The sequence below is a fragment of the Roseivivax sp. genome (assembly GCF_054552075.1).
The window spans coordinates 1-20,159 of the sequence record NZ_JBTOLZ010000002.1 but is presented as its reverse complement, the minus strand read 5'-3'; the positions used below and the strand labels follow the sequence as shown (position 1 = coordinate 20,159).

Here is a 20,159-nt window from a genome sequence, read left to right as displayed (position 1 = left end):
GCTCAGGCCTCCGCCAGGGCGACGCCCGACCGGATGACCTGGCGGAAGTGCCGCTCGGCCTCCTCGAAGTCGCGGGCCACGGGCTGGGTCAGGGCGTTGCGCGCCGCGAAATAGGCGCCGACGCGGCAGATATGGGCGGCGAACTCGGGGTGCATGCCGACGCTGTCGTATTTGCGCACGCGGGTCTTGCTGCGCCAGCCGCGGCGGCGCACCTCGTCGATCAGCAGGTCGAAGCGCTGCGCGGCGTGGAAGGTGAGATAGAGCGCGAGATAGTCGAGATAGGCGTCCAGCGTGTCGCCCTGGGCGGGGTCATAGGCGTCGACCACGATGGCCTCCATGTCCTCGGGCGCGAGCGGCCAGGCCTCGTCGCCGATCAGCCAGGCCAGGTCCTCGGCGCCGTGGCGCGCGCCGGAATATTCGAAGTCGAACCAGCGCAGCCGGTCGTCCGCGCCGATCGCCGCATTGCCCGACCGGCAGTCCCATTTGACGAACTGCCGCCCCGGGCGGGCAAGCCGGGTCTTGGCCTGGTCGCGGTCGATCGCGGCGCTGCGGCCTTCGGAGAAATCACTCAGGATGTCGGTCCCCGCGACCAGCCCTTCGAGCCAGGCGTCGTTCTGGCCCAGATGCGGCAGCGCCTCGGAGAGCCCCGCCGCCCGGCCCGCCGCCTGGATGCGGAAGATCGCCGAGACCGCCCGATGCGCGAGGTCCGCCTTGGCCGCGCGGCCGGCCTTGGCGATCTCGAGGTTGAGCCGCCGCCCGCCGACGTCCGACTGAAAGAGGATCTCGCCGTCGACGCCCAGGCACTCCGGCAGGTCGTCGCAATGCTGGCCGAGCTGGCGCAGGGTGAAGGCCTCGACATGGGTGCGGCGGAAGTTCGGGCGGAGCGTGGCGATGATCGTTCGGTCGGGGAAGACCAGCCGGTAGCTCGACCGGCCGTCGCCGCCCGGCGCCTCCAGGTCGCGGACGCTCTCCTTGAAGAGCGCCTCGGCGCTCGCGATCACCCGCGCCTTGCGGTCTGCGCTACTGCCCATGCCAGGTCCTGCCCGTTTGTGCCTCTGCCCCCGCGGCCCGCGCGGGCCACGCGCGGAACAGGGGTCAGGCGGCAGCCTGCGCCGCGAAGCCGGCATTTTTGAGGTCAGAGCGTGGAAATTCCCCGGGGCCGTGATTCGGGCCGCTTGCCACACAACCGCCACGCGGATTGGTGCCGGATGGCTCGCCTTGGCGGGTGATGCGCGGGGATCGTTTTCAGCATGTGAACAATTGAGGCCGAAATTTGTCCGAATTAGGGAAAACATGGCTTTTTCGTGGTGCGCCCCTAGGCTGGGCCAATCGTTTTCCGACGCTGACGGAGCATTCCGACGTCCGGGTCCGCCGACCGCGTGCCCCGCGTCGACCGCGTTCGCGCGAGCGGGATCGGCGTGTCTGATGAGGAGGGGAAGATGTCGTATTGGTACACGTCTAAGAGCGGGTTTTCCGATCCGGGCTGCGAAGGCGGGACCCACCACAACGCCGCCGCGAGCGGCGGAAACTCCTACCACAACGGCGGGGTCGAGGGGGATGCCTTCTCGGACTGGTACGACACCCACCTGAAGGCGGCCTTCGACAAGGACGGCAAGGACGGCAGGGGTAAGACGGGCCCCGATGAGCCCGAGGGCAGCGGCGGGTCGAAGGGCTCTGGCGGCAGCGGCGGGTCGAAGGGCTCTGGTGGCAGCCGTGGGTCGAAGAGTTCTGGCGGCAGCGGTGGGTCGAAGGGCTCTCGCGGTAGCGGAGGCTCGAAGGGCTCGGGCGGCAGCGGTGGCTCGAAGGGCTCTGGCGGCAGCGGTGGGTCCAAGGGCTCCGGTGGCAGCCGTGGATCGAAAGGTTCCGGCGGCAGCGGCGGGTCGAAAGGCTCGGGTGGCAGCGGCGGCTCGAAGGGCTCCGGTGGCAGCGGTGGGTCGAAGGGCTCCCGCGGCAGCGGTGGCTCGAAGGGCTCTGGCGGCAGCGGTGGGTCGAAAGGCTCCGGCGGCAGTGGTGGGTCGAAAGGCTCCGGCGGCAGCGGCGGCTCGAAGGGCTCCGGTGGCAGCGGCGGCTCGAAGGGCTCTGGTGGCAGCCGTGGCTCGAAGGGCTCCGGCGGCAGCGGCGGGTCCAAGGGCTCGGGCGGCAGTGGCGGATCGAAAGGCTCTGGCGGTAGCGGCGGCTCAAAGGGTTCTGGCGGCAGCGGTGGCTCGAAAGGCTCGGGCGGCAGCGGCCGGTCGAAGGGCTCCGGTGGCAGCGGCGGGTCGAAAGGCTCCGGTGGCAGCGGCGGGTCGAAAGGCTCGGACGGAAGCCGTGGGTCGAAGGGCTCCGGTGGCAGCAGAGGGTCCAAGGGCACCGGCGGCAGCGGCGGGTCGAAGGGTTCCGGTGGCAGCGGCGGGTCGAAGGGCTCGGGCGGCAGCCGTGGGTCGAAGGGCTCCGGTGGCAGCGGTGGGTCGAAAGGCTCCCGCGGCAGCGGCGGGTCGAAGGGCTCGGGCGGCAGCCGTGGGTCGAAAGGCTCCGGTGGCAGCGGCGGATCGAAGGGCTCTGGCGGCAGCCGCGGGTCGAAAGGCTCCGGCGGCAGCCATGGGTCCGGCGGGACCAAGGGTTCGGGGGGCTCCAAGAAAAGCCTGCCGGAGTTCACCCATTTCGCCGAGGACGACGGCTATCCGACATGCGAGGACGTCATGTCCCTGATGACCTACAGCGCCTCGAACGGGACGGCGCCGGGGACCAAGGGCACGGCGGGCGCGGGCGAGGGCTACGACGTGCTGTTATGAGTGCCGGCCCTCCCGGCGACGGGAGGGCTTTTTTCGGTGTGGTGTGATTTGGGAAGACCCCCGGGGGGAGGCTTTGTGCCCGCCGGGGTGTTTCTTTTTGGGGAGGCGTTTGGTCGGCGGACTTGGCGGTGACTGGGGTCGGGGCACGATCCGGCGGGTGCTGGGCTGAGAGAAAAGCGGCGCCCCTTAACCGTTGGTTGCGCACTCCAAGCTTAGCCGAAGCTCCGGGCTAAGCCACCAAACCCCCAAGCCTCACCCCTGCGAATAAAACGGCAGGCCCACGTAGTTCTCCGCCAGGCTGGCCTGGGCGGCGGGGGAGCCTTCGAGGTATTCCAGCTCGGCCTCCTGCATGCGCTGGTCGAAGGCGCTCTGCTCGGGGAAGCGGTGCAGCATGGTGGTGAGCTGCCAGGAGAAGCGCTCGCTTTTCCAGACGCGCTTCAGGGCGGTCTCGGAATAGCTGTCGATGCCCGCCGCCTCGCCGCTGTCGTAATAGGTGCGCAGCGCGTCGGAGAGATAGCGCACGTCGCCAAAGGCCAGGTTCAGCCCCTTGGCGCCGGTCGGCGGCACGATATGGGCCGCGTCGCCCACCAGGAACAGCCGCCCCCAGCGCATCGGCTCGGAGACGAAGCTGCGGAGCTGGGCGATGCTCTTCTCGATCGAAGGCCCCGTGACCAGCCGGTCGGCGGCGTCCTCGGGAATGCGGCGGCGCAGCTCGTCCCAGAAGCGGTCGTCGTCCCAGGCGGAAAGATCCGCGTCGGCGGGCGTCTGCACGTAGTAGCGGCTGAGGTTTTCGCTGCGCATCGAGCAGAGCGCGAAGCCGCGGGCGTGGTTGGCGTAGATCAGCTCTTCGCTGACCGGCGGTGTCTCGCTGAGGACCCCGAGCCAGCCGAAGGGATAGACCCTTTCGTATTCGCGCCGGACGCTTTCGGGGATGGCCTTGCGGCTCGGCCCGTGGAAGCCGTCGCAGCCGGCGATGAACTCGCAGTCGATGCGCTCTTCGCGGCCCTCGCGGGTGAAAGTGACGAAAGGCGCGCCGCCGTCGAGGTCGTGCAGGGCGACGCCCTCGACCTCGTGCAGGATCTGGCCCTGCATGGCGTCGCGCGCCTTGTAGAGCTCGGCCGTGACCTCGGTCTGGCCGAAGACCATGACGCGCCGCCCGGTGTGGCGCTCGAAGTCGATGCGGAAGCCGCGGTTCTGCGCGGCGAGATAGGTGCCGCCATGCGGCTTGCCCTCGGCGAACATGCGCTGGGCGACGCCGGCCTCCTCGAGCAGTTCGACCGAGCCCCATTCCAGCACGCCCGCCCGGATCCGCCCGAGCACATGGGCGCGCGAGCGGCGCTCCAGCACGATGGTGTCGATGCCGGCGCGGTGCAGCAGCTGGCTCAGCAAGAGCCCCGACGGCCCGCCCCCGATGATGCAGACTTGTGTGCGCATTGATCGAACGCCTCCTGGGCGCGATAGTAACGGCATGGCAACTCGTTAACATGGCGGGGCAGAACCATCTCCGGCACGAATCGAACATCCCGGCGGGAAATCCGCAGCTTCGCGCTTTACGGTGAGAGCGCGCGCTTTCCCGATGTCCTGCACTGCGAGACGATCTCGGACCGGGCGGCGGAGAACGCCTGGACGATCCGCACGCACCGCCATCCGTTGCTGCATCAGCTGATCCTGATCGAGGAGGGGCGCTTCTCGGTCTGGATCGACGGGGTGCGGCGCGAGTTCGCCCGCCCGGTGCTGATGAACGTGCCGCCGGATCACGTGCACGGCTTCCGCTTCTCGCAAGGCATGCGGGGCTATGTGCTCTCGGTGCCCTCGGAGACCCTGCCGGACATCTGCTACCGCGACGAGACGGTGCTGGCGCGGCTCGCCAAGCCTGCCTTCCTCGAGCCAAGCGCGCCGCTCGTCGCCGCCTTCGGCCGGTTGCACGGCTGGCACGAGAGCCCGGGCGAGTTGCGCGCGCCGGTCCTGCGCGCGATTGCCTGCGAGATCCTGTGCCTCGCCGCCAGCCAGGCCCGCCCGCGTGCCGCGCCCGGCGGCTCGCCCCGGCAGATCCAGCTGATCGAGAGCTTCGAGACGCTGCTGCAGGCGCATCTGCGCGAGCGCTGGCGGGCGGGGGATTACGCGCGGGCGCTGGGGGTGTCGCCCACGCATCTGACGCGGATCTGCCGGGCGGCGGCGGGGATCTCGGCCTCGGCCTGGATCGACCGGGCGACGGTGACCGAGGCCTGCCGGCAGCTCGCCTACACGGTGCGGCCGGTGTCGCAGATTTCCTATGACCTGGGCTATGAGGACCCCTCGCATTTCTCGCGGGTGTTCCGGCGGGTGATGGGGCTGTCGCCGAGTGCTTACAGGGGGTGAGGGGGCTGTGCGTTGCGTGGGCACCCGGCGGGTGCGGGGGCGGCGCTGAGTACGCACCCGAGGGGGAGGAAGGCAAAGGTCGCAGGGCGTGTTGGGTTTGGCGGAGGGATCACGACGTGAGGGCAGGCGGCGCTTTGGGGCGTCGCGGTCTTGGTCCTGCCGTGGCGGCGAGGAGATTGGATTTTCGGGGCAGGGGAGAACGGCAGGTTAAGTCTCGATCTCCCGGTCCAACCACGCAACCAACACGCCGCAGGAAACAACGCGCCCGCTCGAACCCCGCGCCTCTTGCGCCCGAATAGCACCGAAGGTGCCGGGCGCGCGCCGGACCGGCCCCTTGGGCCGGCGCTCTTGTGAGTGGCGTGCTCAGCTATCCCCTAGCCCTGACCTTGCGTGGACAAAGCGCAAAGCTCGGAGTGAGGCGGCGCCGGCCCCCGGTCCGGTGCGCGCCCTCTGGTGGGGCGTGTTGAGAGGGGGTCGGGAGGGGGCGCCACGGGGGACGCTCCGCTCAAAATCCCGCCCAATCCCCGCCCGACCAAGCCCGCAGCCCGGCTCCCTCAATTCGGTCCGGCACCCTCAATCCCCGCCCGACCGGCCCCTCGGCCCGGCCCCCTCAATTCGGCCCGGCACCCTCAATCCCCGCCTGACCAGCCCCGCAGCGGAATACCCCCAAACCCCGCTCCCCACGACTTCCCCAGCGAATCCAACCGCCTGCGCGCCGTCCCCAGCCGAAGCCCAGAGCGCACCGCGCATCAGGGTTGACCCAGCGCCATCTCATATCTACAAAGTGAAACACAATTCCGCACAGTGGAAATGGGAGGAGACCATGACTGTACTGAAATCCGCACTCGCGGGGGCCCTTATGGTGGCCGCAACCGGCGCCAGCGCCCAGAGCTTCTTTGTCGGCGAGGCGGGCCCGAACCGCGGCGCGCGCGGCGAATCGCTGAACTTCTTCGCCGAGCAGGTCGAGGAACTGTCCGGCGGCGAGATGTCGCTCGACATCCAGTGGGGTGGGGCGCTCTTCAAGGCCGGCGCGGCGCTCTCGGGCATCGCCGACGGCGTGGCCGACATGGGCACCATCATCGCCGTCTATTTCCCCAAGGAAATGGCCCCCTACCGCATCGCTGACATGCCGCTCGAGAACGCGGACGCCTGGGTCGGCATGAAGGCCACCGACGAGATCATGCGCTCGAACGAGGGCATGAAACGGGTCATGGCCGAGCAGAACCTGGTCTACCTCGGCACCTTCACCACCTCGGCGGTGCACATCGGCTGCCAGGGCACCGCGATCCGCTCGGTCGAGGACATCGAGGGCCTCAAGGTCCGCGGCGTCGGCGCCTATGGCGACACCTTCGGCGATTTCGGCGCCAACCTCGTGCCGATGTCGATCTATGACGCCTACCAGGGTCTCGACACCGGGCTGATCGACTGCTCGCAGACCTATTCCTACGCCACCGCCGCGCTCAAGCAGCAGGAGGTGATCGACAGCTACACCATGCTGAACTGGGGCCAGACCGGCGCCCTGGGCATCTTCATGAACAAGGATTCCTTCGACCGTCTCGAGGCCGAGCAGCAGGAGATCCTGCTCGAGGCCGGCAAGATGATGTCGGACGAGCTCGGCCGCCTGATCACCGCCGACAACGAGGCGGCGATCCAGACCATGAAGGACGCGGGCGTCGAGATCATCGAGCTGCCCGCCGAGGACCGCGCCAAGCTGGTGGAAGCCGGCAAGCCCTATGTCGACGAATGGGTCGAGCAGGTGAACGGCATGGGCCTCGACGGCGAGGAGATCCTCGCGACCTACAAGGAGCTCTTGGCGAAATACGCCGAGGAGCGCGACACCGAGGGCTACCCCTGGGAGAACGGCGGCAGCTGATCGGCTGACGCCTCCTCCGGGCCGCGCGCCGCCCACCGGCGCGCGGCTCCCCCCACCTTGTACCCGACATTCCTTTCCGAGCGAGGTCACCCATGCTGCGCCGCATCGAACGGCTGCTGGTGGATCTCTCTGTCCTGGCGGTGCTGGGACTGGGGATCCTGATCACCGTGACGGTGATCCTGCGGGCGGGCTTCAACGCCGCCGTGCCGGACGCCATCGTCATCGTCCGCGAGCTGATGGTCGCCGCGATCATCCTGCCGCTGGCCGCCACCACCGCCAACCGCGCCCATATCGTCGTCGAGGTCTTCGCCAACCGCCTGCCGGTGCGGATGCGCGACCTCCTGGTGATCTTCGGCTCGCTCTTCGGGCTCCTGGCGCTGGCGCCCTTGATCTGGGCGGGCTGGCGCGAGGTCACCTCGGCGCTCTCCTCGGGGGCCTATTTCTACGGCGATCTGAACCTGCCGAAATGGCCCGGGCGGGTGCTCTTCCTCGCCGGTGTCTCGATCTGCTGGATCCGCCTGGCGCTGATGGTCGCCGGCGACATCCGCACCATCCGCCGAGGCGAGACGATCCTCTCCGCCGACCCGCATCAGGAGGGCTGAACCCATGGACGGAACGCTCATCGGTCTTGTCGCCTTCGCCTCGGTCATCGGGCTTCTGGCGCTGCGCGTGCCGATCGCCTTTGCGCTGGCCGGCGTGGCCAGCATCGGCACCTTCCTGGTCTTCGCGCTGCGCACCGGCGAATTCATGCCCGAGCGCGCGCTGACGCCGACGGCCAGCCTGGTCTTTTCGAACTCCTTCGACCTGATCCATTCCTACGATCTGTCGATGATCCCGCTTTTCGTGGCGCTGGGGCATATCGCCTACCGCGCCGAGATCACCACCAAGATCTACCACGCCGCGCGCGTCTGGCTGGTCAAGGTGCCCGGCGGCGTGGCCATGGCCTCGGTCGTGGGCTGCGGCGGCTTCTCGGCGATCACCGGCTCCTCGATCGCCTGCGCCTCGACCATGGGGCGGATCTGCTCGCCCGAGATGCTGCGGCTGGGCTACGACAAGCGGCTGGCGACGGCCTCGGTGGCCGCGGGCGGCACGCTCGGCTCGCTGATCCCGCCCTCGGTGCTGTTCATCATCTACGGGATCTTCACCGAGACCTCGATCTCGGCGCTGTTCCTGGCGGGCATCATCCCCGGCCTTCTGACCCTGGCGGGCTTCATCCTGGTGATCTGGGTCTGGGTGGCGCGCGACCCCGCGGCGGCCCCGGCCTTCACCGGCACGATCACGCCCGCCGAGCGGCTCCAGGCCGCGCGCGACGCCTGGCCCGCGGTGGCGCTTTTCGTGATCATCGTGGGCGGCATCTACGGCGGGTTCTTCACCGCCACCGAGGCCGCGGCGGTCTGCGTCAGTGCCGCGGTGCTGATCGGCTTCGCGCAGCGCAAGCTGACCTTCCGCGCGCTCTGGGAGGCGCTGCACGAGACGGTGATCCAGACCACCTCGATCTTCTTCATCGCCGCCGGCGCGAAGATCTTCGTGGCCTTCATCGCGCTGACCGGGGTTGCCGGCGACGTGGTCTCGGCGGTCACCGAAGCGGAGCTGTCGGTGGTGGTCCTGCTGGTCTCGATCGCGGCGATCTACCTGCTCCTGGGCATGTTCCTCGATCCCATCGGAATCATGGTGCTGACCCTGCCGCTCATGGTGCCGCTGGTCGAAAGCTACGGCTGGGACCTGATCTGGTTCGGCGTCGTGGTCATCAAGCTGCTCGAGATCGGCTTGATCACACCACCGGTGGGCCTCAATGTCTTCGTGATCTCCGGCATGGTCGGGCGCGAGGTGCCGATCGACAAGATCTTTTCGGGCATCCTGCGGTTCCTGTCGGTCGACGTGATCGTCCTGGCCCTGCTGATGGCCTTCCCGATCCTGTCGCTCCTGATCCCGACGTCGATGTGAGGCCCGGCATGGCGCGACCCGAGACCCAGAGCCCCGAGACCCGGACGCCAGAGCCGCCGCAGCGCGACCGGCGCTTCGCCGAGACGCTGGCGCGCGGGCTGGCGGTGCTCCGGGCCTTCCGGGCCAGCGACGACGGGCTCGGCAACGGCGAGATCGCCGAGCGCACGGGCCTGCCGAAGTCCACCGTCTCGCGGCTGACCTTCACGCTGCAGAGCCTGGGCTACCTGACCCACGCCCGGCGCCACGACCGCTACCGCCCGGGGCCGGCGCTCCTGGCGCTCGGCAATGTCGCCTCGGCCTCGATCTCCTTCGTGGACCTGGCCGGGCCGATCATGCAGCGGCTGGCCGACGAGACCGGGACGCTGGCGCTGATGCTGGTGCGCGACGGGCGCAAGCTTTTGATCGTGCGGACCTGGCGGCCGCAGGGGGTCTCGTCGCTCTGGCTCGAGGTCGGGCACCGGATCCCGTTTCACGGCTCCTCTTCGGGCCATGCCATGCTGGCCACCATGGACGAGGGGCTCTTCGAGGAAACCGTCGCCGCGGCGGCGGGCGACCGGGGGCTGACGCTGGAGCGCGGCGAGCAGATCCGCCGCGCCGCCTGGGGCCAGCTGGTCGCCAAGGGCTACGTCTTGACCGAGCCCGAGGAATATTTCGCGCCTTCGATCCACGCCGTGGCGCGGCCCTTCCAGTCCCGCGACCTGTCGGAGCCGGTGATCTTCACCTGCGGGGCGCTGCCGGAGGATCTGAGCGTGGAACGCATGCGCGGCACCCTCGGCCCGAAACTGGCCGAAGCGGTGCAGGAATTGGAACGCATCATGGGGCAGGGCTCGAGCCTGACGGTTCGGGACTGAGCTCCGAGAGGAAAGGAAAGCCAGACGTGACGCATCCGGTTAGTTACGAACGCGACGGCGCGGTCGCCGTCATCACCATCGCCAACCCGCCGGTCAACGCGCTGGGGCACGCGGTGCGCCAGGGTCTCTGGGAGGCGATCGACCGTTTCTCGGGCGACGCCGAGGCCGAGGCCGCGCTGATCCTGGGCGAGGGCAAGCTGTTCATCGGCGGCGCCGACATCTCGGAGTTCGGCAAGCCGCCGAAGGACCCCTGGCTGCCGGAGGTGGTGAACCACATCGAGGCCTGCGAGAAGCCGGTGGTCGCGGCGATCCAGGGCGCGGCGCTTGGCGGCGGGCTCGAGGTGGCGCTTGGCTGTCACTACCGGGTCGCCATGAAGGGCGCCAAGCTGGGCCTGCCCGAGGTGAACCTCGGCATCATCCCGGGCGCCGGCGGCACCCAGCGCACCCCGCGCCTCATCGGCGTGAAGGCGGCGGTCGCGATGATCCCCGCGGGCGGCAGCCTCGGGGCCGAGGAGGCTGTCGAGGCGGGCCTGGCCGACAAGCTGGCCGAGGGCGATCCGCGCGCCGCCGGGCTCGACTACGCCCGGGCGCTCATCGCCGAGGGCGCGGGCCCGCGCCGCGTGGGCGCGCTGCCGTGCCCGGCAGAGGATGCCGCGGCCCTGGACGAGGCGCGCGCGCTTTGGAAAAAGAAGGCCCGCGGCGAGGTGGCCCGGCTGGCGGCCATCGACGCGGTGGAGGCCTCGACGCGCCTCGAGATCGCGCCGGGCCTCGACGAGGAACGCCGCATCTTCCGCGAGATGATGGAGACCTCGCAGCGCGCGGGCCTCATCCACGCCTTCTTCATCGAGCGCAAGGTCGCCAAGCTGCCCGAGATCGAGGGCGTCGCCCCGCGCGACTTCGGCAAGCTCGGCGTGATCGGCGGCGGCACCATGGGGGCGGGCATCGCCACCGCCGCCCTGGTGCGCGGGCTCGACGTGACGCTGATCGAACGCGACGACGCCGCCGCCGAGCGCGCCACCGCGACCATCACCAAGAACCTCGACTGCGCGGTGAAGCGCGGCAAGCTCTCCGAGGCGGGCCGCGACGCGATCCTCTCGGACAGCTTCCGCACTGCGACCGATTACGCGGCGCTCTCCGGGGCCGACCTCGCCATCGAGGCGGTCTTCGAGGACATGGGCGTCAAGCGCGAGGTCTTCACCACGCTCGACAAGATCATGAAGCCCGGCGCGATCCTGGCCACGAACACCTCCTATCTCGACGTCAACGAGATCGCCGAGGCGACCTCGCGGCGCGAGGACGTGATCGGGCTGCACTTCTTCTCGCCCGCGCATGTGATGAAGCTTCTCGAAGTGGTGGTCGCCGACAAGACCGCCAACGACGTGACCGCGACCGCCTTCGCGCTGGCCAAGAAGCTCGGCAAGGTGGCGGTGCGCGCGGGCGTCTGCGACGGCTTCATCGGCAACCGCATCCTCTCGGCCTATCGCGCCGCGGCGGACCGGATGGTGCTGGCCGGGGCCTCGCCCTATGCGGTCGACCGCGCGGTCAAGGCCTTCGGCTGGCCCATGGGCCCCTACGAGATGGGCGACCTGGCCGGGCTCGACATCGGCTATGCCACCCGCCAGCGCAAGGCCGCGACCCGCGACCCGCGCGACGTGGTGCCGACCTGGGCGGATGAGCTTTATCACCTGGGACGGCTCGGCCAGAAGACCGGGCGCGGCTACTACATCTACGAAGAGGGCAAGCGCGGCGGCAGCGAGGACCCCGAGGTCGAGGCGCTGGTCGCCAAGGCCCGCGACGACGCCGGCGTCACCCCGCGCGACTTCACCGAGGAGGAGATCCAGCGCCGCTACATGGCCGCGCTGGTCAACGAGGCCGCCCGCGTCCTCGAGGAGGGCATCGCCCGCCGTCCGCTCGATGTCGATGTGACCTTCCTCTACGGCTACGGCTTCCCCCGCTGGCGCGGCGGGCCGATGCACTGGGCCGACGAGGCGGGCCTCGCGGGCCTTCTGGAAGACATCAAGAGCTATGCGACCGAGGATGATTTCTTCTGGCGCCCGGCGCCGCTCCTCGAGCGTCTGGTCGCCGAGAGTGCCACATTTGCCAGCCTGAACGACAAGGGCTGAGAAGGAGAGAGCCATGAACGATCCCGTCATCGTATCCGTCGCCCGCACCGCCATCGGCAAGGCCGGGCGCGGCACCTTCAACATCACCCATGGCGCCGACATGGCCGGCCATGTCGCCAAGGAGGCGGTGGCCCGCGCGGGGCTCGACCCCGCACTGATCGAGGATTCGATCTGGGGCTGCGGCTACCCGCAGGGCGTCACCGGCCGCAACATCGCCCGCCAGGCGGTGATCCGCGCCGGGCTGCCGGTCTCCATCGCGGGCACCACGGTGAACCGCTTCTGCGCCTCGGGCCTGCAGGCCATCGCCATGGGCGGCCACATGATCGCGCATGAAGGCGCCAAGGCGGTCCTGGTCGGCGGCATCGAGTCGATCTCGGGCGTGCAGCCGCCGCCGGACGAGGCGCCGAACGACTGGGTTCTGTCGCACAAGCCCGACCTCTATCTGCCGATGATCGACACCGCCGACATCGTGGCCCAGCGCTACGACGTCAGCCGCGCCGCGCAGGACGAGCTGGGCTACCAGTCGCAGATGCGCACCGCAGCAGGCCAGGAGGCGGGCCGCTTCGACCGCGAGATCGTGCCGATGACCGTGACCAAGGCGGTCAAGGACAAGGAGACCGGCGAAGTCACCCACCAGGAGGTCACCATCTCGCAGGACGAGTGCAACCGCCCCTCGACCACGCTCGAGGCGCTGCAGGGCCTGAAGCCGGTCAAGGGCGAGGACAAGTTCATCACCGCCGGCAATGCCTCGCAGCTCTCCGACGGCGCCGCGGCGCTGGTGATGATGGACGCCAAGGAGGCCGAGAAGGCCGGGCTCGAGCCGCTCGGCCGCTTCCGCGGCTTCGCCGTGGCCGGCTGCGAACCCGACGAGATGGGCATCGGCCCGGTCTTCGCCGTGCCGCGCCTGCTCGAGCGCGAGGGGCTGAAGGTCGGCGACATCGACCTTTGGGAGCTGAACGAGGCCTTCGCGAGCCAGGCGCTGTATTGCCGCGACCGGCTGGGCATCGACAACGAGATCATGAACGTCGACGGCGGTTCCATCGCCGTGGGCCACCCCTTCGGCATGACCGGCGCGCGGATGACCGGCCACCTGATGTTCGAGGGTCAGCGCCGGGGCGCCAAGCTCGGCGTGGTGACCATGTGCGTCGGCGGCGGCCAGGGCGCCGCGGGCCTCTTCGAGATTTTCTGAGCAAAAGGAGAGAACCATGGATCTCGCCTATACCGACGAGCAGAAGGCCTTCCGCGACGAGGTGAGAAGCTTTCTGGCCGAGAAGCTGCCGAAGCGGCTCAGCGACAAGGTCGCGGGCGGCAAGCGGCTGACCAAGGCCGACTACGAGGAATGGCACGCCATCCTCAACGACAAGGGCTGGCTGGGCGTGACCTGGCCCAAGGAGCACGGCGGCACCGGCTGGGACGCGGTCGAGCGGCACATCTTCGAGATGGAGACCACCGCCGCCCGCGCCCCCCGCATCGTGCCCTTCGGCATCAACATGCTGGGCCCGGTCCTGATGAAGTTCGGCTCGGAGGCGCAGAAGGCGCATTACCTGCCGCGCATCCTCGACGGCACCGACTGGTGGTGCCAGGGCTATTCCGAGCCCGGCGCGGGTTCCGACCTGGCCTCGATCAAGACCACCGCGGAGCGGGACGGCGACCACTACATCGTCAACGGCCAGAAGACCTGGACCACGCTTGGCCAGCATGCCGACAAGATCTTCTGCCTGGTGCGCACCTCCAAGGAGGGCAAGCCGCAGGAGGGCATCTCCTTCCTGCTGATCGACATGGAGACCCCGGGCGTCGAGGTCCGGCCCATCGTGCTGATCGACGGCGAGGCCGAGGTCAACGAGGTCTGGTTCGACAACGTCCGCGTGCCGGCCGAGAACCTCGTCGGCGAAGAGAACAAGGGCTGGACCTACGCCAAGTATCTCCTGACCCACGAGCGCACCAATATCGCGGGCGTGGGCTTCGCCACCGCCGCGCTCGAGGAGCTGAAGCGCATCGCCGGCCGCGAGATGTCGGGCGGGCTGCCGCTGTCGCAGAACGCGCTCTTCGCCGCCAAGATCGCCCAGGTCGAGATCGACCTCATGGCCATGGCCACGACCAACCTGCGCACGGTCGCGGCGGCGGCCGCGGGCCAGGCGCCCGGGGCGGAAAGCTCGATGCTGAAGATCAAGGGCACGGTCATCCGCCAGGAGATCAACGCGCTCACCCGGCAGGCGGTCGGCCCCTATGCCATGCCCTTCGTCTCGGAGGCCCTGGAAGAGGGCAGCAACGTCGAGCCGGTGGGCCCGGACTACGCGATGCCCGCGACGCAGAGCTATTTCAACAACCGCAAGCTTTCGATCTATGGCGGCTCCAACGAGGTGCAGCGCCAGATCATCTCGAAAGCCATCCTGGAGCTGTAAGATGAACTTCGAGCTGACCGACGAACGGCGGATGCTGTCCGACAGCCTGCGCCGCTACCTGGCCGACACGGCCTCTTTCGAGGCCGCCGCCAAGGCCACCGAGGGCGAGACCGGCTTCGACGCGACCCTCTGGGAGGGCATCGCCGAGATGGGCGTCATGGGCGCGCTGCTGCCCGAGGATGCGGGCGGCTTCGGCGGCGCCGGCTTCGACCTGACCACCGTCTTCGAGGAGATCGGCCGCGCCGGCGCGGTCACCCCGCTGATCGAAAGCGGCGTGCTGGCCGCGGGGCTCCTGGCCGAGCTCGACCCCGAGGGCCAGGCCGAGCGCATCGAGAACGCGATCGGCGGCAGCGTCCTGGGCTTCGCCCATGCCGAGCCGGGCGCGCGCTACGACCTGAGCCACGTGGCCGCCACGGCCGAGGCTTCGGGCGAGGGCTGGCGCCTCTCGGGCCGCAAGACCGTGGTCGGTTTCGCCAGCGCCGCCGAGGCCTTCGTGGTCACCGCGCGGACCGCGGGCGAGGCCGCCGACGCGGAAGGCATCTCGGTCTTCCTGGTGCCCGCGGGCACCGAGGGGCTGTCGCTCCGCGACTATCCGCTGAACGGCGGCGGCCGCGCGGGCGAGCTGGTGCTCGAGGATGTGACGCTTGCCGCCTCGGCGCTGATCGGCCCCGAGGGCGCGGCGCATGAGGCGCTCGAGACCGTGCATGCCCGGGCCACCTGCGCGCTCTCGGCCGAGGCGCTCGGCCTGATGGAGACGATCCGCGGGCTGACCGTCGACTACCTCCAGGGCCGCAAGCAGTTCGGCAAGCCGATCGGCAAGTTCCAGGCACTGCAGCACCGCATGGCCGACGTGTTGATCGAGATCGAACAGGCGCGTTCCGCGGTGATCAACCTCGCCGGCCATCTCGAGGCCGACCGGGTCACCCGCGAGCGCCACGTCAGCGCGACGAAGAACCTGATCGGCCGCGCCGGCCGGCTGGTGGTCGAGGAGTCGATCCAACTGCACGGCGGCATCGGCATGACCGAGGAATACGCGCTGGGGCATTTCGCCAAGCGCCTGACCATGGTCGACCACCGCTTCGGCGACAGCGACTTCCACCTCGAGCGCTTCATCCGGCTCAGCGCGGCATGAGCGTGATCGAGGGCGAAACCGGCGCGCAGCGCAGTCTGGGCTACGTGCTCGACGTCGGGCAGGGTGACGGCTGCGCGCGCTGCCACCTCGAGGTCGGTGAGGCCCATGCCAACCGGCACGGTGTGCTGCACGGCGGCATTGCGGCGGTGCTGCTCGACAATGCCATGGGGGCGACGGCCAGCCTGACCGTCGATCCCCAGGGCCGCGCGCCCTTCCTGACGATCTCGCTGACGACCAACTTCCTGGCCGCCGCCGAACAGGGCGACGCGCTGACCGCCACCGCGCGGGTGACCGGCGGGGGCAAGTCGCTCCTGTTCATCGCCGCCGATCTGACCGCCGCCGACGGGCGGCTGATCGCCACGGCGACCGGCGTCTTCAAGCGGGTGCCGCCCGAGAAGCTGGCCCAGGGAGGCGACGCATGAGCCTGGCCCATATCGAGGACCGCGGCGACCGGATCGTCGTGGTCAACGACAACCCGACCCGGCGGAACGCGCTCTCCGAGGACCTCTATCGCGCCATCGAGGATGCCGCGCGCCTGGCGCTCGAGCCGCGCATCACCTCGGTCACGCTTTGGGGCGCGGGCGGGTTCTTCTGCTCGGGCGGGGATCTGACCCTGCTCGCCACCCGGCGCGAGCTGCCCGAGGCGGGCCGCCGCGAGCGGATCGAGGCGCTGCACGACCTGGTGCGCGCCATCCGCGGCAGCGCCGTGCCCTGGATCGCCGCGATCGAAGGCGGGGCCGCCGGGGCAGGGGCCTCGCTGGCCTTCGCCTGCGATTTCCTCGTCGCCTCCGAAGGCGCGCGGGTCTCGGGCGCATATGTGCGCGCGGGCCTGACGCCCGACGGCGGGCTCACCGCCTCGCTCGCCGCGGCGCTGCCCCGGGCACTGGTCTCCGAGATGCTGATCCTGGGCGACGCGCTCTCGGCCGAACGGCTGGCCGAACTCGGCGCGGTGAACGCGCTTTCGGCCCCGGGCGCGACCCTCGACGGCGCCATGGGCATCGCCGACCGCCTGGCCCGCGGCCCCCGCGGTGCGCAAGGCACGATCAAGGAGCTGGTCCACACCGCCGCCACAACGCCTTTTGCCGGCCAGCTCGACGCCGAACGCGACGCCATGGCCCGCAGCATCGCCGGAGACGAGGCGGGCGAGGGCATCGGCGCCTTCCTCGAAAAGCGCCGCCCGGACTTCGCGGGCCGAGGGCAGAGGTGAGCTGCGTTGCGGCAGGACGGAGCGGCGCGCGGGCCTGTGTGGCTGGCGCGATGGGGGCTTTGGGCGGTGAGGTGTGCTTCGAGGCCGCGAGGATCGCGGCAGTTTCGGAGCCGCGCTTCGGGGCTGCGAGGGTCGCCGAAGCTTCGGAGCTGCGATCCGGGGCCGCGAGGGTCTCCGCAGCTTTGAAGCCGTGCTTCGGGGCCGCGAAGATTGCCGAGGCGTCGCAGCTGCGCTTGAGGGCCGCGAGGCGCGCCGAAACGTCGGAGCCGCGCTTCGAGGCCGCGAGGACCGCCAAAGCGTCGGAGTCGCGCCGCAAGGTCACGCACCCAACGAAGAGCTGGGACATAAGCCGGTTGCACCGCCTTTCGGGCCAGCCCCAACCCGACCGAAGCTCCGCCCCCGACCCAATCTCTCATCGCCTCAACTCTCCAATCCCCACCGCTGCCCCAGGAGCCCCCACATGACCCCAGCCGATCCCGCTCTCGAGACCCCGCTCACCCGGGCATTCGGTCTGCGCCTGCCCGTGGTGGCCGGCGGCCTCATGTGGCTCGCCGAGGCCGGCTATACCGCCGCCGCCGCCCGCGCCGGGGTGCTGCCCTTCCTGACCGCCGCCTCCTTTCCCGACCCCGCGGACCTGCGCACCGAGATCCGCCGCTGCCGGGAAGCGGCGGGCCCCCATGCCTTCGGCGTCAATGTCTCCATGCTGCCGAAGCTGGTGCCCGGCGAGCGCACCGAAGAGGTCTTCCGCCTGATCGTCGACGAGGGCGTCCGCGTCGTCGAAACCTCGGGCCGCAACCCCGAACCATTCCTGCCGATCCTCAAGGACGCCGGCGTCACGGTGATCCACAAGGTGCCCTCCGTGCGTTACGCGGTGAAAGCCCAGTCGGTGGGCGTGGACATGGTCTCAATCGTCGGCGCCGAATGCGGCGGCCACCCGGGCATGGATCTCGTGGGCTCCATGGTGAACCTCGCCCTGGCCGAGGAACGGCTGGAGATCCCCTTCCTGATCGGGGGCGGCATCGGCAGCGGCACGCAGATCGTCGCGGCCCTGGCCGCCGGCGCCTCCGGGGTGGTGATCGGCACCCGCTTCCTGGTGGCCGACGAGGTTCCGGCCCATGACGGCTACAAGGCGGCGCTCGCGGCGGCCAATGAACGCGACACGGCGCTGACCATGCAGAGCGTGCGCAACACCATTCGCACCCTGAAGAACGAGACCACCGAAACCGTGGCCCGGCTCGAACGCGAGACCCCGGATATCGGCATCGAGGCCCTGATGCCGCATGTCTCGGGCAAGATCGGGCGCGCGGCCTATGAAAGCGGCGATACTTCGAAAGGCATGCTGTCGGCGGGCCAGGCGCTGGGGCTGACCCATCGCGCCGCGCCCCTGGCCGAGATCGTCGCGGAACTGGAAACTCAGGCCCTGACGGCACTGCGCCGTCTGCGCCCCGAGGCGCTCCGCGCGGGCGCACTTTCGGGCGCGGCCTGACCCACCGGAGGGAGGAGAGACCACCATGAGCCGCATCACGCGCATCCACCAGATGCTCACCCCCCATGTCGAAGCGCGGCCCGAGGAGGCCGCGATCATCGACGCCGACGGAACGCGCTACAGCTGGGCCGATTACGCCCGCGCCAGCGAAGAGGCCGCCGGTCTCATGGCCGAGGCCGGCGTGACCGCCGGCGACCGGGTTCTGATCGTCGCCGAGAACTGCTTTGCCGTCGCCGCCCTGGTCATGGCCGCGAGCCGCCTGTCGGCCTGGGCCGTGCCGGTCAACGCGCGACTCTCGGGGCACGAGATCGCCCGCGTCACCGCCCATGCCGAACCGCGCGCGGTCTTCTACACCACCGGCGTCTCGAAGGAGGCCCGCGCCCATGCCGAGGCGGCGAGTGCCGAAGCCTGTGCCGTCACCTGGGGCGAACTGAAGCGCGCGGCCGGCCCCGGCGGCGCCCCCGAGCCCGAGGATGCCGGCGCCGACCAGGTTGCCATCATGCTTTATACCACCGGCACCACTGGCGCGCCCAAGGGCGTGATGCTGAGCCATGGCAACCTGGTCTTCGCCGCCACCGCCAGCCGCGATCTGCGCGACCTGGCGCCGGGCGATCACGTCTATGGCGCGCTGCCGATGACGCATGTCTTCGGCATGGCCTCCATGCTCATGGCCTCGGCCCGCGCCGGTTGCACTGTGGAGCTTGCCGCGCGCTTCTCGGCCGAGGCGCTTTACGACGCGCTGACCCGGGGGGCGACCGTCGTGCCCGCCGTGCCGCAGATGCACGCGCTCTTGATGGCCTATGCCGCCGAACACGGGCACGAGACGCTGGGCAGCACGCGGCTGCGCTACGTCTCCTCCGGCGCGGCGCCGCTCGATCCCGCCTGGAAGCGCAAGGCCGAGGCCTTTTACGGCCTGCCCTTGCAGAACGGCTACGGCATGACCGAGACCACCGCCGGAGTCAGCGGCACGCGCAACGCCCTGGGTGACCCGGATATTTCCGTGGGCCCGCCGTTGCCGGGTGTCGAGGTCGCGCTCGACGAGACGGTTGGCGCCGAAGCCGGCGTCGGCGAGGTGCTGACCCGCGGGCCGCACATCATGAAGGGCTACTACCGGAACCCCGAGGCGACAGCGCAGGCGATCACCCCGGACGGGTTCATGCGCACCGGTGATCTCGGGCGGATCGACGCCGAGGGCCGGCTGCACATCGTCGGGCGGTCGAAGGAGCTGATCATCCGCGGTGGGTTCAATGTCTACCCGCCCGAGGTCGAGGCGGCCCTGAACGACCATCCCGCCGTGGTGCAAAGCGCGGTCGTCGGCCGCGCCATCCGCGGCGACGAGGAGGTCCTGGCCTTCTGCCAGATCACCCGCCCGGATGCCGTGACCAGCACAGAGCTCGCCGAGTTCACCCGCGCCCATCTGACCGGCTACAAGCGCCCTTCGCGGATCTTCATCGTCGAGGCCCTGCCCGCCGCGGCGACCGGGAAGATCCTGAAGCACAGGCTGCTGGAGGTTTTTGCCGAGCGAATTGAGGCGGAAGAGGTTGGGTAAAGGCATCGGGGTTGGAGGCAGCGCGTGAAGCGCTGCCCGTCGCTTCCTGGTCGACGCGCAGTCTACACCAGAGGCCTTTGCGCTTCCGCGCAAGGATAGCGCTTCGGTCAGCCGAGCCCCGTCGCCATTGAACAGACAGCGAAGACTTTCTGCGAGCCGATGGAAAATGCCGCGCAGTTTTCCCTGTCCTCGTTGACCGGCTCCCAGAAATTTTTTGGCGCGGACCCTGGCGGGAGCGCCAAGCCATTCCCAAGCTCTTTGCGCCCACGCCAACCGAGTCACTGCAATACGTCCTGTGTAGCTACTGAATTGAGGGTCACAGGTGCTGTGACCCCCGATTTTCCCTCCATCTGATGATAGAGTCCGGCCCAATAAGAGGACCGGAAGATGAAGAGATCGAAGTTCAGCGAAGAGCAGATCATCGCGATCCTGCGGGAGCAGGAAGCGGGCGTGAAGACCGCCG

17 protein-coding genes are annotated in these 20,159 nt (G+C 69.8%); 14 read left to right on the top strand and 3 right to left on the bottom strand.

The window, feature by feature from the left end:
- Positions 1–2 precede the first annotated feature (2 nt).
- Positions 3–1,031 (bottom strand): hypothetical protein, encoded by a 1,029-nt coding sequence (locus tag ACX938_RS01635; protein ID WP_459429717.1) that lies wholly within the window; start codon positions 1,029–1,031, stop codon positions 3–5.
- Between the two features lie 408 nt (positions 1,032–1,439).
- Between ACX938_RS01635 and ACX938_RS01630 the strand changes: the two genes are divergently transcribed.
- Positions 1,440–2,771 (top strand): hypothetical protein, encoded by a 1,332-nt coding sequence (locus ACX938_RS01630; protein WP_459429716.1) that lies wholly within the window; start codon positions 1,440–1,442, stop codon positions 2,769–2,771.
- 252 nt (positions 2,772–3,023) lie between these two features.
- Here the strand turns inward: ACX938_RS01630 and pobA are convergent, their stop codons facing one another.
- Entirely contained in the window at positions 3,024–4,205 is a 1,182-nt protein-coding gene (gene pobA, locus ACX938_RS01625; protein WP_459429715.1) for a 4-hydroxybenzoate 3-monooxygenase, read from the bottom strand.
- Positions 4,206–4,271: 66 nt separating this feature from the next.
- Here pobA and ACX938_RS01620 point away from each other — a divergent pair, with 66 nt between their 5' ends.
- The 13 genes from ACX938_RS01620 to ACX938_RS01560 all read left to right on the top strand — a co-directional run bounded on the left by ACX938_RS01620 (position 4,272) and on the right by ACX938_RS01560 (position 19,696).
- Positions 4,272–5,129, top strand: a complete 858-nt coding sequence (locus tag ACX938_RS01620) for a helix-turn-helix domain-containing protein (RefSeq protein WP_459429893.1) — start codon at positions 4,272–4,274, stop codon at positions 5,127–5,129.
- Between the two features lie 823 nt (positions 5,130–5,952).
- Entirely contained in the window at positions 5,953–7,002 is a 1,050-nt protein-coding gene (locus tag ACX938_RS01615; protein ID WP_232752061.1) for a C4-dicarboxylate TRAP transporter substrate-binding protein, read from the top strand.
- Positions 7,003–7,094: 92 nt separating this feature from the next.
- On the top strand, positions 7,095–7,604 hold the full coding sequence (locus tag ACX938_RS01610) for a TRAP transporter small permease (RefSeq protein ID WP_232752060.1): 510 nt from the start codon (positions 7,095–7,097) through the stop codon (positions 7,602–7,604).
- Between the two features lie 4 nt (positions 7,605–7,608).
- Positions 7,609–8,946: a TRAP transporter large permease gene (locus ACX938_RS01605; protein ID WP_232752059.1), complete on the top strand. Its 1,338-nt coding sequence runs from the start codon at positions 7,609–7,611 to the stop codon at positions 8,944–8,946.
- Positions 8,947–8,954: 8 nt separating this feature from the next.
- Positions 8,955–9,797, top strand: a complete 843-nt coding sequence (locus ACX938_RS01600; RefSeq protein ID WP_459429714.1) for an IclR family transcriptional regulator — start codon at positions 8,955–8,957, stop codon at positions 9,795–9,797.
- Positions 9,798–9,823: 26 nt separating this feature from the next.
- Entirely contained in the window at positions 9,824–11,920 is a 2,097-nt protein-coding gene (locus ACX938_RS01595; RefSeq protein WP_459429713.1) for a 3-hydroxyacyl-CoA dehydrogenase NAD-binding domain-containing protein, read from the top strand.
- Positions 11,921–11,933: 13 nt separating this feature from the next.
- Complete coding sequence (locus tag ACX938_RS01590; protein ID WP_232752056.1) at positions 11,934–13,109, top strand: acetyl-CoA C-acyltransferase; 1,176 nt, start codon at positions 11,934–11,936, stop codon at positions 13,107–13,109.
- Positions 13,110–13,125: 16 nt separating this feature from the next.
- Positions 13,126–14,322 carry an acyl-CoA dehydrogenase family protein gene (locus ACX938_RS01585; protein WP_232752055.1) on the top strand — a complete coding sequence of 399 codons (1,197 nt, stop codon included), beginning with the start codon at positions 13,126–13,128 and terminating at the stop codon, positions 14,320–14,322.
- A gap of 1 nt (position 14,323) precedes the next feature.
- Positions 14,324–15,454: an acyl-CoA dehydrogenase family protein gene (locus ACX938_RS01580; protein WP_459429712.1), complete on the top strand. Its 1,131-nt coding sequence runs from the start codon at positions 14,324–14,326 to the stop codon at positions 15,452–15,454.
- Positions 15,451–15,876 carry a PaaI family thioesterase gene (locus ACX938_RS01575; RefSeq protein WP_459429711.1) on the top strand — a complete coding sequence of 142 codons (426 nt, stop codon included), beginning with the start codon at positions 15,451–15,453 and terminating at the stop codon, positions 15,874–15,876. The genes ACX938_RS01580 and ACX938_RS01575 overlap by 4 nt, the downstream gene beginning before the upstream one ends.
- Positions 15,873–16,661 carry an oxepin-CoA hydrolase, alternative type gene (locus ACX938_RS01570; protein WP_459429710.1) on the top strand — a complete coding sequence of 263 codons (789 nt, stop codon included), beginning with the start codon at positions 15,873–15,875 and terminating at the stop codon, positions 16,659–16,661. The genes ACX938_RS01575 and ACX938_RS01570 overlap by 4 nt, the downstream gene beginning before the upstream one ends.
- A 460-nt stretch (positions 16,662–17,121) precedes the next feature.
- Positions 17,122–18,147, top strand: coding sequence for an NAD(P)H-dependent flavin oxidoreductase (locus ACX938_RS01565; RefSeq protein ID WP_459429709.1), 1,026 nt, complete (start codon positions 17,122–17,124; stop codon positions 18,145–18,147).
- Positions 18,148–18,172: 25 nt separating this feature from the next.
- Complete coding sequence (locus tag ACX938_RS01560) at positions 18,173–19,696, top strand: class I adenylate-forming enzyme family protein (protein WP_459429708.1); 1,524 nt, start codon at positions 18,173–18,175, stop codon at positions 19,694–19,696.
- Positions 19,697–19,974: 278 nt separating this feature from the next.
- Here ACX938_RS01560 and ACX938_RS01555 read toward each other — a convergent pair.
- The coding region (locus ACX938_RS01555) for a hypothetical protein (protein WP_459429707.1) at positions 19,975–20,159 on the bottom strand (185 nt) is incomplete at its 5' end.